Consider the following 18565-nt stretch of genomic DNA (forward strand, 5'->3'; position numbering starts at 1 on the left):
AAATAAACTTTAATTCAACTTATATAGGAGCGAGTACCTTCATTCGATCGAGGAGGATTTTCAGTGTTTCCGAAAGGGATTCATAATCTGCAAAACCGACTCATTATAAGCAAAGCGAGAGAAATGGGCATCACCTGTGAGCCACTTCTTGAGGGATGCGAGGATTTTCTGAAGCTGTCTGTAGGAGACAAGCAGATCATCATTAACAAAACCAGATCTCATCGTTTGCCGTTAATCGCTGGACTGCTCGCGAAGAACAAGCAGGCATGTAATATGTTGCTGCATGAACAGGGCATGCCTGTACCGTCATTTATCGTGATCCCGGAGATGGGAAGCGAAGCAATAGCTTTTCTGAATAGATACGGCTCCATTGTGGTAAAACCGCTGGATGCGAGCAGCAGCATGGGAGTGACACTGGATGTGCGTACCAAAGATGAACTCGAGGCAGCTATTCATCTTGCGAGTGTCCACGGCAGCAGCATTATGTTACAGCAATATGTGACCGGGATCGATTACAGAGTGCTGATCATCAACGGTGAAGTGGCGGCTGTGAACCAGTATCGGCCTGTCTATGTCGAGGGAGACGGGACGTCAACCGTTCGGGCGTTAATCAAGCAGTTGAATCAGAATCGAATCAAGATGACGCCCATTGGTGAGTATGAAGCTTTTCCCCAGGTTGATGCAGCAGCTGAACGTTTGCTAGAGGTATTGCGTACACAAGGGACAACACTGGATGAAGTTCCTGCCGCAGGAAAAGAAATCGAGCTATACGATCTCCGTAACTCAGCCGCCGGAAAAATCAGTGAATTCTACAAGGATTGTACCGGAATCATTCATCCCGAGAATGCCCGAATGATCATTCAGGCGGCAAAGACTCTTCAGATCGATGTAGCCGGAATCGATGTTCGTTGTCGTGATATCCGCACTCCGATCTCCAGAGATCAGGGAGGCATCCTGGAAGTGAACGCCTTGCCGGATATGACACACCACGTCTTTCCCCATGGTGGAACAACTGTTGATGTGGTTCGGCTATACCTGGAATACCTGTGTCAGGAGCAACTTGAATATAAGATGCATAACAACGTATAGATGACAAAATGTAACGGATAACAGATGACGGGTACCATCATTTAGTTCGGACCTTACCATGATTTTGAACCAATACTATGTCATATGCAAAATGCAGAACAAGAAAAACAGGCAGCAGGTTCAGCCTGAATCGATTATAAGGAGTGTTAGAGGGCTATGTCAGTAGAGGTGCAGACAGAATATCTGAAGCTGCAAAATGAGAAGGAATCCAATGCAAGATCGTATCCAAGACATTTCCCGCTCGTCATTAGCAAGGCCCATGGGGTGAAGGTTACCGATACAGAAGGCCGCGTATTCTACGACTGCCTGGCAGGGGCAGGAACATTGGCGCTGGGGCATAACCATGACACGGTGGTCAACGCGATTCGCGATGTCCTGGATCAGCAGATTCCGCTGCACACACTGGATTTGGCAACGCCGCTGAAGCTTGCATATATGCAAGAGCTATTCTCCATTCTTCCGGCAGAGATGCAGGACAAGGCCAAAATTCAGTTCTGTGGTCCAACCGGAGCCGATGCGGTAGAAGCAGCCATCAAGCTGGTCAAACATGCAACAGGTGGCAAATCCATTCTTGCCTTTCAGGGGGGATATCACGGATCGACCCAAGCCACCATGTCGATGAGTGGCAACTTGAGCAAGAAACAACATCTGCAAAGCCTGCTGCCGGATGTTCATTTCCTGCCTTTTCCGTATGAATATCGCTGCCCATTTGGTGTTGGTGAAGGCATGACGGCTCAATTAAGCGCACAGTATATCGAGAACTTGCTCGATGATTGCGAGAGCGGTATTGCCGCACCGTGCGGGGTCATTGTGGAGACGGTGCAGGGTGAAGGTGGAGCCATTCCGGCAGATATCGAATGGCTGAGGGAGCTGCGCCGAATTACGGCAGAGCGAAGCATTCCGCTTATTATCGACGAAGTGCAGACAGGCATTGGACGGACAGGGCGAATGTTTTCGTTTGAACATGCCGGAATTGTACCCGATGTAATCATCTGCTCCAAAGCAGTTGGCGGAAGTCTGCCCATGTCTGTTGTCATCTACAAGGAAGAGCTGGATCAATGGCACCCCGGAGCGCACACAGGCACATTCCGTGGCAATCAGCTGGCCATGGCAGCGGGACTTGCGACACTTCGTTATATTCGGGAACAGGATGTTTTACACAACGTACATCTGCGCAGTGAGCAGTTCATGAATCACCTGAATGCATTGAAAGAGCGGTATGCAGAGATTGGTGATGTGCGAGGCAGAGGATTGATGATTGGCGTTGAGGTGGTTGATCCAATGGGACGCAAGGATCGTCTGGGACATTATCTGCCTAATGGTGCGCTGGCTGAGTCTATTCAGCGTGAATGTTTCAAGAATGGATTAATTGTGGAACTGGGCGGGCGTCATTCAGCTGTTGTTCGTTTTCTGCCGCCGCTGAATATTACAGAGCAGGAATCGAGCGCGATCCTGGCGATCTTTGAGAAATCGGTAGCTGAAGCCATTGCCTTAGCAACGGCGGCATGCTGAAACTGTCCCTGTTGAAGAGGCATACCGTATTATTCGCGATTCTGCTCGGTGCCTTTTCGCTGGTACTGACCAACAGTGCATTTAACCTGCTGCTGCCTTATTTTGTGCAATATTATCAGATCTCTACGACAGCAGGAGGGTGGATCATAGCGCTATACATGCTCGCCATGACGTTAACGATGCCGCTGGCTTCCCTGATTGTGGACCGACTGGGGCGTAAGCAGACGTATATGCTGGGCATCAGTATCTATGGACTGTTCTCGGTGGCAGGTGCGTTGTTTTATCACTCTATAGAAGTACTCCTGCTGGTCCGTTTCATGCATGGCGTTGCCGCGGGGCTGATGATTCCGTTATCACTTGTGCTGTTGTTTGATGTATACGGACCGGAGGTAAGGGGGCGAATTACCGGAGCGTGGGGCTTGCTGCTTATGTTAGCTCCTGCTGCCGGACCAACGCTGGGCGGCTTCATCATTCAGTATGGACGGCTTGAAATGCTGTTCTGGCTTAATGTGCCGTTAGCTGTGTTCTCGTTCATCGGCTGCGGTCGAGTCATTCAGACCTATATTCCTGCCCGTAGGAAAAAATGGCATCCAACCAGTGTCATGCTGCTGATCTGCGCGGTAGGTGCCCTTAGTCTGGGGGTACAGTTGTACGCAAGTCCTGTCGTGGCGGTATGGGTACCTTGGATACTGATTGCTCTCGGTGTGGTGCTGCTCATTCGTTTTGTCCAGACAGAGAACGGTCGCAAGGAACCGTTGATTCGGTACCCGTTGCTGCGGCGAAATGCTGTATTTCCGCTGACCGTGCTGATCTCGACGATTCAGGATTGTGTCATGTTTGGCGTGATCTTTGCATTGCCACTATTGTTCCAGGATGTCTTCCACCTGTCGCCGGCCCTGTCCGGTGCCTTGTTCATTCCCTTGTCGATCTGTACAAGCCTGTTCATGTGGATTGGTGGCAGCTTGCTGGATCGTGGTCGGTCCATACATTTTATTGCTTGGGGGACGTTGCTGGTGTCCATATCGATCTTGTCGTTTGCGGTTCTGCCGATGGGAGCATCGATCTGGATCATCGGTATGCTCATGGCGTGCCGTGGAATTGGCGTTGGTCTGTCAGGCATGAGTATCTCTGCGATTGGCCTGCAAGCATTACCGGATGAAGATATGCACGAAGGGTCGGTGTTATCAACCACGATTGAGCGGCTGGCTTCTTCGTTTGCGGTGATGGGCATGACTCTGTATTACGATATGCGCTGGCAATGGCTCGCCGAGGCAGGAACATCCACGGAGTTGGCAAAATGGGGAGCACTCAAAGAGATCTGTATCGGACTTGGCTGCGCCATACTGCTTACACTTCCCCTGGTCTTACTTATAACCCGAAAGAAGGTTGGCATCATTGTTCGAGATGGAAAACAAGCTCCGGTCTGAGGCAGAACAGCAGGCCCATGAACATTCGTGCAAGCTGCTGTTGAACTGTTACATCCGTGAGCTTGCGCTAGAGAAGGAAAGCGATATTCGGATCAATCCGAGTACGCTGACGTACACTGTTGCTTTTCGAGCCAGCGGGGTGAAGGTGACAGGACGCTTGTCTTATTACTCTGCCATGGGGGAGCATGAATACCTCAGCATGGAATCTGGTGGGAAAGTGGTGGATTATCGCGACATGGTTCGTTGGATCACATCTGAGCTAAGTGGAGATGGGGAACAGGGAGCGGGTTCGGATCAACATGGAATGAAGAAAAGTGCGATGGAAATGAAGAATTCACTTGAGTTGGAGAATGTACATCCATTGGGTGAGAATACGAATCGTGTCGAGGCGGCGTATGCCAGAGATTTTGCACAAAAGGTAGATAACAGTGTCGGTAACCTTACGTTGTATATCGAACAAGCAGCCGGTCTTGACATCCATGACTATCGCACATCGGAACAGTCTTTGTTGGTTGGTCATCCGTTTCACCCGTTCCCGAAGAATTCCAAAGGATTTAGCGAGCAGGATGTTCAGAAGTACAGTCCGGAGTTACGGACATCGTTTCAACTCTGTTATATCGCCGTGAGGCAGGATGTCTATATGCAGGAATGGGTGGATGACGACGCGGCCATGGATTTGCATGACCTCCTGCGGAGCCATGTGGAACCTATTTTAAAAGAAAAGAGTGATATGTATGGGCTGCTGCCCGTCCATCCATGGCAATACGCATACATATCACGGTTGACCGAGGTCCAGTCTTATATTCGAGATCAAAAATTAATTCTGCTCGGAAGTAGGGGGCCAACCGTCTATCCGACTTCTTCGGTCCGTACGGTCTATGTTCCGGCATGGAACTGCAATATCAAGCTGTCACTGAACATGCAGATCACCAACATGATTCGCACCAACAGTGCTGAGCAGATGCGCAGAACACTGGATGCTTCAAGGTACGTCAGACAGCAGAATTGTTTCGGTGCTGAACCGCACACTCATATTGCGTATGAGACAGGGGTAGCGACTTGTGCTTTTGATGATGAAGACTTAACCAGCCTGTTTACGGTAGCTTATCGGCCCATTGAGTTTGATGTCGAGAATACGTATGTCTTATCCAGTCTGGTTGAGGCACCGCTTCCCGGGATGCGCTCCAGGCTGATGACGATGCTGGGTGGTGGACGTGACATGGCCGAGCACTGGCTGGATCGATATCTGGCATGTTCGCTGCTGCCGATTGTACGGGCGGTGGGAGAGAAAGGCATTCACTTTGAAGCTCATTTGCAGAATACCCTTGTGACATTGGAGGATGGGTTGCCTGTGGAGTTTATCGTCCGCGATCTGGAAGGGGTCAGTGTGGATGAGGAGCTTATCCGTGAGCAGGATCGTAATGCGTCCGATTTACTGTTTTATTCGCGAGAGAAGGCTTGGGCGCGGACATCGTACTATTTTATTGTCAATCATCTGGGATCTCTCATTCATGCGATAGCGCGAGATGTGAACGTCCCCGAGGAGCATTTATGGAAGCAAGTACGTGAGGTGCTTGTGGAGGAACTGGAACGAACGGGCAATGCATATGTGCGACATCTGCTGACGGTGGACGCATTCCTAGCCAAACAAAATCTGGTGAGTTGTCTAAGGGGTATCAGCCAGACCCCGGCCTACGTGCCGGTGAGCAATGTAATGAAACAAATAGGGAGTGAAGCGCGTGGGAGTCGTGGGATACAGGGTTGAGGCAGGCGGCAGAACAGAAGCAGTCTACGTGGGTGTACAGGAACGGATCATGCGGCAGACGCTGGAGGCCATGTGGTTCGAAGGCATTCTGGACAGTCATGTCAGCGGGAGCGGATGGCGAACCGAGGGATTTACATCTTCCGGCGATTCTGTGGCGTACACGTGTGAAGCGGAGCGGAAGTTTTCATTTGGTCGGGTGAAGGTGAAGAAGGGTTCGATTCAAAGAGAGGGCGTACCCTGCACCGATCTGGATCAGTTTCTGGAGGAAATCGTGCTGAACGGATTGAAGGGTGCAAATGTGACGGCTTTTATCCAGGAACTGCTCGAAACGATGGCAAAGGACAGTCAGTGCCGGGCGATATTGCCCTTGAACATTCCGAGTGAGGATCGGCATTATGATGCGCTTGAAAGTCACATGACCGACGGTCATCTGTACCACCCGAGCTATAAGTCGAGGTTGGGATTTTCTCTGAAAGACAATCTGGCCTATGGCCCTGAATTTAACTCGGAGGTTGCATTAGTCTGGGTTGCTGTGAAAAAAGAATTAGCTCAGACCGCTGTATCTGCAGGGTATAGCTCTGAAGAATTGGTAAGGCAGCATCTGACCGTGGAGGACATGCAGCAATTCCATCAGATGCTGGAGGGTGATGGGGAGGCAGCTTCTGGCGATGGTGATCGATATGTGTTTATTCCGGTTCATCCATGGCAGTGGGAGCACCAGTTGGAGTCGGTATTTGCCCGGCAACTTATGGATGGGGACATCGTGTATCTCGGTCCATCGTCTTCGTCCTATCGTGCGCAGCAGTCGATCCGTTCACTGTCGAACCGGGTGAACCCGGAAGCCCCTTACATCAAGCTGGCCCTTAGCATCACCAACACGTCGAGCACACGTATTCTGGCACAGCACACGACCCAGAACGCACCGCTGATCAGCGATTGGCTGGATAAACTCGTTCGTGAAGATGAGCTGTTGCAGCAGGCGCAGTTTGGCATTTTGAAAGAAATCATGGGACTGTCGTTCCGTTATGAGCAGTTGCCTGCAACCCAGTATGGACGGGCCTACGGTACACTCGGTGCCATCTGGCGGGAGAATGTATCGGTTCACCTGCAGGAAGGTGAGACGGCGTGGCCGCTGAATGCGCTGATGTTGGTGCAGCCAGATGGTGTTCCGTTTATCCAGGGTGCTGTAGAACGACATGGTGTGGAAAAGTGGAGCGAGGACCTTGTGTGCACCGTTACACTGCCGATTATTCATCTGCTCTATGCACACGGGATTGCGCTGGAGTCGCATGCCCAGAATATTATTTTGGTACTGGAAGACGATCTGCCGAAACGGATCATTATTAAAGACCTGCATGATGGTGTCCGTTACGTTCCTGAGCAACTATTGCACCCGGAACAGGCACCGAAGCTGAACCCGGAGCCGGAAACCCATCGCAAGTTCAATCGGTATTCCTTCATCTATGCGGGAGATGTGTCGGAAGTCCGTGATTATACGTATGATGCATTCTTTTTTATCTGCATGACGGATATTGCGCTGGCTCTGGAGAAGTTTGGGTTGTCGGAGGAAGCCTTCTGGCAGCTGTGTGCAGGTGTAATTGTGGATTATCAGCGAGAGCACCCGGAGTATGAAGAGCGATTCGCTGCATTTGACCTTTTTGCCGAAGATGCACTGATCGAAGAGATGACCAAGCGCCGTCTGTATGGGGATGGGGAGTTATATTTCCGCAAGGCGAGCAATCCGCTCAAGGTATCGAAGGATGAGCTTGAATCAAAGGGAACACTCCAATTAAAGGAAACATCCGAATTAAAGGGAATCGTCGAATGAGGATTAACACGCTGAAGGAAAAAATAGTACGCAAACAACCGGTATATGGCCTTTTTGTATCCATACCGCATCCGGTGATCATCGAGATGATCGGACATGCGGAATATGACTTTGTCATTATTGATCTGGAGCATGCCGCAACATCCATGGAATCGGTGGAAGAGTTGGTTCGGGCTGCGGAACTGGTGGGCCTAACCCCGTTGGTACGTATCTCGAAGGTGGAGAGAGCGGAGATTCTTAAAGTGCTGGACTGCGGCGCACAGGGCATCGTCATTCCGCATGTCGAGCAACTGGAGCAGGTGGAGGAAGCGGTTCGCCACGCCTACTATCATCCGGTTGGCATGCGGAGTCTGAATAGTGGTCGTCCCGGTGTATTTGGGAAATATCCGCTCACAAGATACGTTGAAGAAGCCAACGAACAATTGATGGTTGTCCCCATGATTGAAAGTGTAGAGGGCGTTCAGCAAAGTGCACAGATTCTGTCTCATCCTCAGGTGAGTTTTGTATTGGAAGGTGCGGCGGATCTGTCGCAATCCCTCGGCGTGCCATGGCAGACCGAGCACCCGGATGTGAGACGTGCGCTGGATGAATTGCATGCTACCGCGCAGCAGTGCGAAGTACCTTATGCTACGGTCACGAGAGGCATGGAAGACATGGCACTCTGGGCTGAGCGGGGAGTACATATTTACGTGCTGGGTGATGATCGGAATACGGCGTTTCGGGCGTATGCGCAGAAGCGGAATGACTACAGGAATGCGGGTGGACAGACATGAAATTCAGTGTAAGGAACGCAATTGAAGAACTGCAACGAGCAACGGAAGATCCGGTATGTACGTATGTCTATGACCTGGCTGGCATTCAGGAACAGGTACGTGAGATGCTGGACAGCATGCCCGGAAACACACAGTTGTTCTACGCCATTAAGGCGAATCCTGATCCGCGGATCATTGAGGCTTTGCTTCCATTCGTGAAGGGCTTTGAAGTGGCGTCCATAGGCGAATTGCTCAAGGTTAGAGGTGTAAGCCGTGAGGTTCCAATTTTATTCGGAGGTCCGGGTAAAAAGGAAAGTGAACTGCGGATGGCGATCGAGCAAGGCGTGAGCTTTATCCATGTGGAGAGTCTGCTGGAGCTAAGGCGGATCATAGCGATTGCGAAAGAACGAGAGCAGGAGCAGAAGTATACGCAAGAGAGTGGCGAGGAACAGAAGCAACAGAAGCAACAGGAGCAAGCGCAGGAGGTGCGCATTCTGCTCCGAATCAATCTGCGCAGCAGTACGTTACCTCGTACGAAAATCGTTATGGGCGGTGGGCCAAGTCCTTTTGGCATCGACGAGGAGGACGTGAAAGAAGCGATCGAACTTACTCGTGTGGAAGGCGCGGGTGTGGTTCGATTAAGCGGATTCCATTTCCACTCCTTGTCCAACAATATGGACGCCAGGCTGCATGCCGAGATGATCGAGCTGTATTTGCAAAAGGTGGAGCAGTGGCAGCAGCAGTATGATCTTCCTGTGGAAGTGGTAAATGCAGGAGGTGGATTCGGTGTAACCTACGACGGTAGCCCTGGATTCGACTGGCCTTTATTCACATCGTTGCTAGAACAAAGTGAAGCCAGACAGCGCCTTGCTTCACGTGCAGGGCAACTGTATTTTGAATCAGGCCGACTGTTGGTGGCAGACCATGGGTATTACGCAGCAGAGGTTACGGATATCAAAACCTCTCATGGTCAGCATTTTGCTGTGCTGCGGGGAGGTACACACCATAATCGTCTGCCTGCTTCATGGGGGCATAACCATCCGTTTCAGATTATGGCGACGGATCGCTGGAAGCATTCGTTTGCCAGACCAGAGGTAAGAGATCGTCGAGTCCATATCGTAGGTGAGCTGTGTACACCCAAGGATCGCATGCATTCTGATGCGGAGTTAGAACTGCTGCGGGTGGGAGACATTGTTTTATTTGAAAAGTCTGGAGCTTATTGCTGGACCATCTCGCATCATGATTTTCTGGGGCATCCGCACCCGGTATTCCATTATCTAACGGAGGACAATAATCATGTCAACACTGATGAAGCGTTCCAGTCTGCAAGCCGCTGAACGCCGGATTATGGCGGATCTGATGAATTCATTTTTGTCGGAGCAATTGCTCCCGCTAGAAGGTTATTCGTTCATTGATTTTGCCGCAGCACCTGCCCCGTTCCGACGATTGTACAAGGGATATGACAGTGAAGAGCATAATCATAATCAGAATGTAGCTTCTCGCTACAGATTACACACTCAAGGCGTGCTGTGTTTGGTTGAAACAGGAGTAAGACAGGGGACTCAATGGGTTCAGGGTTCACCGATCTACGAGGAGAAAACAGATGGAAGCTGGGTTCTCGTTGATTCTCCGGCAGAGGTTGGACGTGCGGTGTTACAGAAGGCTTTGTCGGATGAGGCCTATGCGCTGCCTGGGGTGGTGGAATTCCTGATTAGTCTGGATATTGCTATAGAGCAATATGCTCTGGGCTGGGAACAAGTCCAGTATCTGTCGGCCAACGTTCCGGCATCTGCTTATGAATGGTTTATCAAGGGTGAACGTGTTGCGGCATTGCGGGATCGGCCGTTTCACCCATCCTCCAAAGCCAAGGTGGGATTCAACGCAGAGGATGTCACACGGTATGCAGCGGAATTCGGGAAGGCGATTGCGCTGCGCTGGGTGGCCATCCGGAAGGATGCCGTGCAGCAAGGGTGTGAAGATGGGCTGTCCATTTTGGACGTGTTAGACGATGTTCAGCGCGGAGTGGTGGAAGCCGAGTTTGCCCGAAAAGGGATCACGCTCTACGAATATCTGCCGATGCCTGTTCATCCATGGCAATTGGAGCATGTGATCTTGCCCCGCTTCACTGGAGAGATCGAAGAGGGCAGTATTGTCGTATTGGATGTAGAAGTGGGCGACGTACAGGCCACTTCATCTCTGCGCTCGATGGCTCCGTCAACCGAATCCACCCGGATGCTCAAGTTTCCGGTTAGCGTGCTGTCTCTGGGGGCTGCTCGTTATCTTCCAGTAGTTAAGCTACTGAATGGTCTTGCTGGAGAACGGATGTTACGACAGGCCGTTGCCTGTGACAAGACGTTGAAGGACAAGGTGTATATGTGTGAAGAGCAGAACTGGTGGGGCTTCATGCCGGAATCCATGGGACTGTTCGATGATCATCCCCGGCATCTGGCTGCACAGATTCGTGTGTATCCTGCCGAATTGCTGGGTGAAGCCTACAAAGTCATCCCAATGGCCGCACTGGGTGTGAATCTGGAAGGTCATCATCTATTAACGGAGATTCTGGGGAATGATCTGAGCAGCACGGATGTTCTCGACTTCTATACGAGCATAGCTACGACGTTCTATGATATCGTGATGCGTCTGTTCAAGGTGGGCGTTGTACCTGAGATTCATGGTCAGAACTGCTGTCTGGTGTTAAAGGATAATCAGGTAAAAGGTCTCTTGTTCCGCGATCATGATTCTGTGCGTCTGCATCAGCCTTATCTGGACAAACATGGCATTGCAGACCCTGCCTATCATATTCGCCCAGGCTACTCGAACAGCCTGTATAACGAGACGATCCAGAAGCTGATCTTCTATGTGCAGTCGCTGGGAACGCAGGTGAATCTGGCTGCGATCATGGAGGCACTGAGCGAGGTGTATCACATCCCGGAAACGAAGTTATGGGAGATCACGGAGCAGGCTTGGAAGGAAGCGCTGCAACATGTGCAGCTTCCTGAATCCGACCGGGCCGCGCTCGCTCATGCGATATTCGGGAGCAAGGAGTGGCCCGTGAAGTTAGTTGTCCGTCCGCTGCTTGAAGCGGATGGGGTGCCTGGCGCGATGCCATCGGGCAAAGGCATAGGGTGGAACCCTTTTTACAAGGGATAGATATAGAACAGAGAAGGTGATCCGTTTGAAGGGTTGCCTTTTTGGCTTGTTGTCGTCGAAAGTTACTATGCTTGGAGAGAAAAAAACGTTTATCAATCTGGCTAAAAAACTTATGAAATGGAGGTACAAGAAAAGGACTGATGGTATAATCGGGTTATGTGTTATAGTCATACTTGTGTATTACCGAAAAGGTTTTCGTAATAAGCGATATCTATTGTTGTAACCGCAATCATAATTTACTTCAAGAAAGTGAGAATCTACCATGAATCAGAAGAGGCTTTTTAATGATGGATGGCAATTTGCGAAAAGTAAGCTGGACGTGACGGAACACGCTGGGCTCGCGTTTGAACCTGTGGAGCTTCCCCATGATTGGCTGATCTATAATACGCTTGAATTGTATGAGGACAGCATTGGATGGTACCGCAAGACGTTCCATTACACGAAGAGTGAGCAGCAGCTTCTGCTCTGTTTTGATGGCGTATACATGGACTCTTCGGTGTATGTGAACGGGCATCTGGTTGGAGAGTGGAAGTATGGATATTCCGCTTTTGAACATGAGATCACGAATGCACTGGTGGAAGGCGACAATGAGATTGTGGTCAAAGTGGTGCATCAGAGCCCGAACAGCAGATGGTATTCCGGGGCCGGAATCTATCGCAACGTGTGGCTGAAGACAAGAGACCGCAATCATATTGTTACGGATGGAACTTATGTATCTATCAAGCAGCAAACGGATGGCTGGCAGGTGGAAGTGGATACAGAGCTGAACCTGGAACAGAATCAGCAGGCAGAGCTGGTGCATACGATCTTGTATGAAGGTCAGGTGGTGGCATCCAGTCAAGGGAATGTTACGGCATCGGTGGGTGAGAATGCGTCCGCATCGGCAGATAGCCAACAGATCATAGTGGAGAATCCAAACCTGTGGAGCCCGGATGCACCGCATCTATATGAGCTGGTGACGGAGCTGCGATTGAACTCGGATGATCAGGAACATCGAACAGTTGAATCTGTATCACAGCGCATTGGATTCCGGAATATCAAGCTGAATGCCAATGAAGGGTTCCACCTGAATGGAGTCAAAATGAAGCTGAACGGTGTATGTGAACACCACGATCTCGGGGCACTTGGAGCTGCGTTTAACCTGACGGCACTGCGTAGAAGATTCGTTTTGCTCAAAGAAATGGGCGTTAACGCCATCCGCACTGCGCATAATATGCCTGCCAAAGAGTTCATGGAACTCGCGGATGAGATGGGTATGCTGGTTGTGTCTGAAGCCTTTGATATGTGGGAACGTGCCAAAACACCATACGACTATGCGAGATTTTTCCCGGAGTGGGTGCATACCGATGTGAAAAGTTGGGTGAAGCGCGACCGTAACCATGCCAGTCTGATCATGTGGAGTATCGGGAACGAAATCTATGATACCCATGCGGATGAGCGTGGACAGGAAGTAACACGGATGCTGATGGATTATGTGCTGGAATTTGATCCCAAAGGCAATGCTGGCGTGACGATTGGTTCCAACTACATGCCTTGGGAAAATGCACAGAAATGCGCGGATATCGTGAAGCTGGCAGGTTACAACTACGCGGAAAAATATTACGACCAGCATCATGCAGAACATCCGGACTGGATCATCTATGGTAGTGAGACGTCTTCGGTGGTGCAGAGCCGTGGCATTTATCATTTCCCGTTCGAACAGCCGATTCTGGCAGATGATGACGAGCAGTGTTCGGCTCTGGGTAACAGTACAACCAGTTGGGGCGCGAAGTCGGCAGATTACTGCATTCTGGCAGAGCGGGATACGCCGTTTTCGCTGGGTCAGTTCCTGTGGACCGGATTCGATTATATTGGAGAGCCGACACCGTATCATACGAAGAATTCGTATTTTGGACAGCTGGATACCGCAACGTTCCCGAAAGACTCCTATTACATCTACCAAGCGGCTTGGACCGATTACAAGAATAATCCGATGGTTCACCTGTTCCCTTATTGGGATTTCAGCCCGGGTCAGATCATTGATGTACGCGTGTGCAGCAACGCGCCGAAGATTGAGCTGCAACTCAACGGCAAAACCATTGGGACGTACGATATCGATCATGCTAATGGAACACAGCTGTCTGGCTGGTGGAAAGTGCCTTATGAAGAGGGCGAGCTGAAAGCGATCGCTTACGATGAGAACGGTCAGATCATTGCAACCGATGTACAGAGATCCTATACGGATGCCAAGAAAATTCGTCTGCGAGCGGATCGGGAGCAGTTGCAAGCCAGTGGTACAGACCTCATTTTTGTAGAAATTGATGTGGAAGATGAAGCGGGTAACCCGGTGCACAATGCGAATAACCGCGTGCAAGTTCAGGTGACGGGTGCAGGACGATTGCTGGGTCTGGATAACGGGGACAGCACGGACTATGATCCATACAAAGGATTGAGCAGAAGACTATTCAGCGGCAAATTGATGGCCATCATCGGAGCGACAAATGAACCTGGAAAGGTTCGGATTGAAGTTACTTCCGAAGGGCTGGAAGGGGCTACGGCTGAGTTCGAATCGCGGGTTGTGGCGGCTGAACTTCATGATGAGAAACAAGCTGAATCTGTTTTCATGAACAATGAAGAACGTCCGGTGCTTACGGGGAATGCTCAGGAGATTCCTTTGCGGAAAATCGAGATCATCAGTAATGCAGGGCAGTTGCTCGATCCGTCCAACCCGGAGCTGATTGTAACCGCCAAACTGTATCCAGAGAACACCTCCTACCGCGATATCGAGTGGGCTGTTGTGAATGATGCGGGGATTGAATCTAACATTGCCAAGGTGGAAGCTGTTGAAGCAGAAACGGGTGACAACGGTGAGCATCAACATGCGGTGAAGGTATCGGCTATAGGTGACGGCGAGTTCCGGCTTCGCGCAACCAGTACCAACGGTACAGATAAAACGAAACTCATCTCGCAGCTGGAATTCAAGGCGGACGGTCTCGGCACAGCCTACAAAGATCCATACGGCTTCATCACGGGTGGACTGTACGATTACACCAAAGGTGAGGTTGGTAACGGCAATGAGCGCGGGGTAGCGACAAGTCGGGACGGGGAAACTCACGTGGGCTTCCGCAATATTGACTTCGGGCCATACGGCTCCGATACGATTACTATTCCGATCTTTACGTTGTCCACTGAGGGTTACTTCATTCAGATCTGGGAAGGTATGCCGGATGAAGAGGGAAGCACAATGATCGCAGATGTAGTTTACGACAAAGAGTCCATCTGGAATGTGTACCAGGAAGAGACATACCAATTGTCCAAACGCCTTAGCGGGATCACGTCAATCTGTTTTGTACTGAAACAGAAGATTCATATTAAAGGGTTCTCCTTCGAGCGTCAGAGTCGTGCGTTTGAGCAGAATACGGCTGCATCCTGTGACCATCTCTATGGCGATACGTTCAAAATTGAAGCTGACCGTGTTGAAGGTATCGGGAACAATGTATCACTGGAGTTTGAAAACATGGACTTTACAGCAGAAGGGGCATCTAAGCTCGTCATCTACGGTCATTCACCGATTGATAAGAATACGATTCATATCCGCTTTGCAGGTGAGGATGGACAGAGTAACCAGCTGGTTGAGTTCACACAATCCGAAGGATATGAGGAGCGTGTATTTGAGCTTGAACGGGTGACAGGTGTGCAAAAGGTAAGCTTTATCTTCCTGCCAGGAAGTCAGTTTGACTTTGGCTGGTTCCGATTCGAGAAATAGAGTAACAGATCCATCCTCTTCGAGTAAACGGTGTTCGTTCAGAACATGTGATTACTTGAAGGGGATTTTTTAATATTGTGTATCGCTCATGCCTTCTTTCATAGAGAAAAACGTAACGTATACGGTGCTCTGAGCGTTGTAAACATGAGCTGATTCCGATGGTAGGGCTGATCCGTATATCATGTTGATAAAGCGATAGAAAATTGCAGAAGTTATTGTTCCATTTAACGTTGTAATGAAGAAATCCCCTCGGGTCTACGGTGTCAATCACATGTCATCATGCGATTATTTACACAGTAACCAGGAGGGGATATGGTATAGCCATCTGCTTTGATTCTAGAGCTGAACTGCTGTTTGCTTACCTTCTTTACGTTTCTTAGCGTATTCTGCCGTAGCGGTAAACAAAACATCCGAGGATGAATTCAAGGACGTTTCAAATGAGTCTTGCAACACTCCGATGATGAAGCCAACCCCAACGACTTGCATTGCAATATCATTTGATATGCCGAACAAGCTGCATGCCATAGGAATAAGAAGAAGAGAGCCACCTGCCACACCCGAAGCGCCAGTAGCGGCAACAGCGGACAACATGCTGAGAATCAGCGCCGTTCCAAAATCCACCTGAATGCCCATCGTATGAACGGCCGCAAGGGATAAGACCGATATGGTAACGGCTGCCCCCGCCATATTAATCGTAGCACCCAATGGGATGGATACCGAATACGTATCCTTGTCCAATCCTAACTTTTCACATAATCTCATATTGACTGGAATGTTCGCCGCTGAACTTCGTGTAAAGAATGCTGTGATCCCGCTTTCTCTTAAGCACTGAAAGACGAGGGGGTAGGGGTTCCTACGAATGTTCAGATACACGATTAACGGATTGACAATAAGTGCGGTAAACACCATACATCCAACAAGAACGGAAAGTAATTTGCCGTAACCCAACAAAGACGAAAGTCCGCTTGTTGTAATGGAGTCAAAAATAAGGCCCATAATCCCGAACGGAGCAAATTGGATTACCCATTTCACAATCTTCGATACAGCTTCCGAGAATTGAGTAATCAGGTTTTTGGTGCTATCACTGGAGCTTTTGAGAGCAACACCAAGCAGCACCGCCCAGGCCAGAATACCAATATAGTTAGCGTTCATCAGTGCACTTACCGGATTATCAACGAGCTTCAATAACAAGCTCTTCAGGACCTCTACAATGCCATCAGGTGGAGTCAATTCTTGCACGCCCGATACCAAAGTTAATGTAACCGGAAATAGGTAACTTGCCGCAACCGCGAGTAGTCCAGCCAGAAAGGTACTCATAACGTAAAGGACGATAATCCTTTTCATATTGGTTTGGACACCTTTTCGATGGTTGGATATAGCGGCCATCACTAAAAGTAACACTAAGATTGGAGCAACTGCCTTTAATGCTGAGACAAATAAGGAACCAAAAAGCGCAATTCCCGTTGCACCGGGCACGATCAGGGCCAAGACAATCCCCACAACAATTCCAAGTATAATTCGTTTAATCAGACTTATTCGGTTCCATTTCATTAATACCGTTTTCATCCATATTCCTCCGAGTTTTAATATAAAATATCATCAAGCAACGCATCGATGCTGTAATGAAGCATAGCGTTAGTTTATCACGGAATTTGTCTTTTGTGTGGTGTGGAAATATTTGTATTGTAGATCATCCCCCGCGTTCCTTTTGCAAGCCAGTAGGCATTCACATAACATGCACTAATGACACAAAATGGCTTCCTAAAGGTTGTAGGCGAGCGTTTCTTACGAGATTTTATGCTGGTATTAGAAGTGTTTCCCGACTAAAGTCCGTTAAAGATCCTAATTCAGGTAATGGCAGGGGCTGATGTCTTATGAGCTATTGGGCTTCCATCATAGTTATTCGCACACTCTCCGAACGTGTCACTGACATATACATAGGGCATACACACTGTATGCACCGGCCTAAGGAGAGTGACTATTTTGAAGGATCTGAACAAGAGGACAGCTACCCTCAACAAATTAAGGCCAAGACGTGTTAGATTGAAATACAAAAACAAAATTCCACGAAAACGGAAATATAAGATAATTCGTAAAGTGTGCCGAAGAAAGTACCGCTCCCTGAAGCGTCCATTAAGATCACAGAAAATGTCCCGTGACAAAAAAGTCATTGCATTACCGAGAGGGGGAGTCAGCAACCCGGTATGTTGTGAGTCCGGCCCCCCGCTCGCTCCGTTGAGACAACATGAATTGGAGACTGTGAGTCTCCCTGGAACGCAAGGTGTGGCAGGTGCCCAAGGCCCCGCTGGTCCTCAAGGTGAGCCTGGTCAAGCGGGGACTCCCGGAGTGCAAGGCCCCGCCGGATCTCAAGGTGAGCCGGGTCAACCTGGAGTTCCCGGAGCGCAGGGTCCCGCTGGTCCTCAAGGTGAGCCGGGTCAACCTGGAGTTCCCGGAGCGCAGGGTCCCGCAGGTCCTCAAGGTGAGCCGGGTCAACCGGGAACTCCCGGAGTCCAAGGACCAACGGGTCCCCCAGGTGAGCAAGGTCCGCCGGGCACCGTACCCGGAATTGAAATCATTCCTACGGCAAACCGTTACTTCTATTTTCCGGACACCGATCTTGATCTGTCGACCTCGGTTATAATTCCTGCCACAGCATTCACGAATGACGATGGCGGCAGCATAACCGAATTTGCCGGGGTTGGACTTACCAGTTTCAACAATCTTTATATAAACGGGATCGTCCAACCAGGAAACTCATACAGTGTAAGTGCGGAGAGGTTGTTTTTTTCGTCACAAAACGGTGTGATCTTTGCAGGGACACCTATCACTATAGAGATTATTATAATAACAGCCAATATAATAAATGGTTTTAGTTACTGATTCTTTTGCCTTCACTACTCCCAAACCTACCACATATACTATGTCAGGTAGGAGGTGAGAAACATGCCACTTGTGACACCATTTCAGAACAGTTTAAGATTTGCTGCAACCATTGGTGATGGAACCGGCACTGGGGAAACGTTTGCCATTGCTGCGACTGATTTTACAAACGACGCGGGTGTAGCTGCAACCGCATTTCCAGGCACCTACAACTACTACAATCTTTATATTAATGGCCTTATGCAAACAGCAGATACATCCTCGGCTACGACGACTACAATTACCATTCCCGGTGGAGATGCATTAAATGATGGGACTCCAATTGTCGTACAATTTGTAGTGTCTTAAAGAAGAGTTAATCCTACTGTATCGTTATCTTGTGCGACTTCTATCTGTGATCACGCGTGTTGAATAACC

Annotated in this window: 12 protein-coding genes; 11 read left to right on the top strand and 1 reads right to left on the bottom strand. The window is 49.6% G+C overall.

What is annotated here, in order from left to right; translation table 11 throughout:
* Positions 1-63 precede the first annotated feature (63 nt).
* The 9 genes from J7E78_RS07295 (at position 64) to J7E78_RS07335 (ending at position 15268) form a co-directional block, all read left to right on the top strand.
* On the top strand, positions 64-1089 hold the full coding sequence (locus J7E78_RS07295; RefSeq protein ID WP_215075625.1) for an ATP-grasp domain-containing protein: 1026 nt from the start codon (positions 64-66) through the stop codon (positions 1087-1089).
* 156 nt (positions 1090-1245) lie between these two features.
* Positions 1246-2601: a diaminobutyrate--2-oxoglutarate transaminase gene (locus tag J7E78_RS07300; protein ID WP_215075626.1), complete on the top strand. Its 1356-nt coding sequence runs from the start codon at positions 1246-1248 to the stop codon at positions 2599-2601.
* Positions 2595-4028 (top strand): MFS transporter, encoded by a 1434-nt coding sequence (locus tag J7E78_RS07305; protein WP_251034885.1) that lies wholly within the window; start codon positions 2595-2597, stop codon positions 4026-4028. The genes J7E78_RS07300 and J7E78_RS07305 overlap by 7 nt, the downstream gene beginning before the upstream one ends.
* Entirely contained in the window at positions 4006-5793 is a 1788-nt protein-coding gene (locus J7E78_RS07310) for an IucA/IucC family protein (protein ID WP_251034890.1), read from the top strand. Before J7E78_RS07305 ends, J7E78_RS07310 begins: the two co-directional genes overlap by 23 nt.
* Entirely contained in the window at positions 5768-7621 is a 1854-nt protein-coding gene (locus J7E78_RS07315) for an IucA/IucC family protein (RefSeq protein WP_215075628.1), read from the top strand. Before J7E78_RS07310 ends, J7E78_RS07315 begins: the two co-directional genes overlap by 26 nt.
* Positions 7618-8394, top strand: coding sequence for an HpcH/HpaI aldolase family protein (locus J7E78_RS07320; RefSeq protein WP_215075629.1), 777 nt, complete (start codon positions 7618-7620; stop codon positions 8392-8394). Before J7E78_RS07315 ends, J7E78_RS07320 begins: the two co-directional genes overlap by 4 nt.
* Positions 8391-9710 (top strand): type III PLP-dependent enzyme, encoded by a 1320-nt coding sequence (locus J7E78_RS07325; protein WP_215075630.1) that lies wholly within the window; start codon positions 8391-8393, stop codon positions 9708-9710. The genes J7E78_RS07320 and J7E78_RS07325 overlap by 4 nt, the downstream gene beginning before the upstream one ends.
* Positions 9670-11523: an IucA/IucC family protein gene (locus J7E78_RS07330; protein WP_215075631.1), complete on the top strand. Its 1854-nt coding sequence runs from the start codon at positions 9670-9672 to the stop codon at positions 11521-11523. The genes J7E78_RS07325 and J7E78_RS07330 overlap by 41 nt, the downstream gene beginning before the upstream one ends.
* Before the next feature lie 262 nt (positions 11524-11785).
* The gene (locus J7E78_RS07335) at positions 11786-15268 is read left to right on the top strand and encodes a glycoside hydrolase family 2 TIM barrel-domain containing protein (protein ID WP_215075632.1); all 3483 of its coding nucleotides are present in this window, start codon (positions 11786-11788) and stop codon (positions 15266-15268) included.
* Positions 15269-15604: 336 nt separating this feature from the next.
* Here the strand turns inward: J7E78_RS07335 and sstT are convergent, their stop codons facing one another.
* Positions 15605-16834 (bottom strand): serine/threonine transporter SstT, encoded by a 1230-nt coding sequence (sstT, locus tag J7E78_RS07340; protein ID WP_215075633.1) that lies wholly within the window; start codon positions 16832-16834, stop codon positions 15605-15607.
* A gap of 582 nt (positions 16835-17416) precedes the next feature.
* Between sstT and J7E78_RS29665 the strand changes: the two genes are divergently transcribed.
* Both J7E78_RS29665 and J7E78_RS07350 read left to right on the top strand, forming a co-directional pair.
* Entirely contained in the window at positions 17417-18148 is a 732-nt protein-coding gene (locus tag J7E78_RS29665) for a DUF4183 domain-containing protein (RefSeq protein ID WP_215075634.1), read from the top strand.
* A 63-nt stretch (positions 18149-18211) separates the two neighbouring features.
* Entirely contained in the window at positions 18212-18496 is a 285-nt protein-coding gene (locus J7E78_RS07350) for a DUF4183 domain-containing protein (RefSeq protein WP_215075635.1), read from the top strand.
* Positions 18497-18565: the final 69 nt, after the last annotated feature.

The sequence above is a fragment of the Paenibacillus polymyxa genome, assembly GCF_018614975.1.
In the GTDB taxonomy this organism is placed as follows: domain Bacteria; phylum Bacillota; class Bacilli; order Paenibacillales; family Paenibacillaceae; genus Paenibacillus; species Paenibacillus polymyxa_E.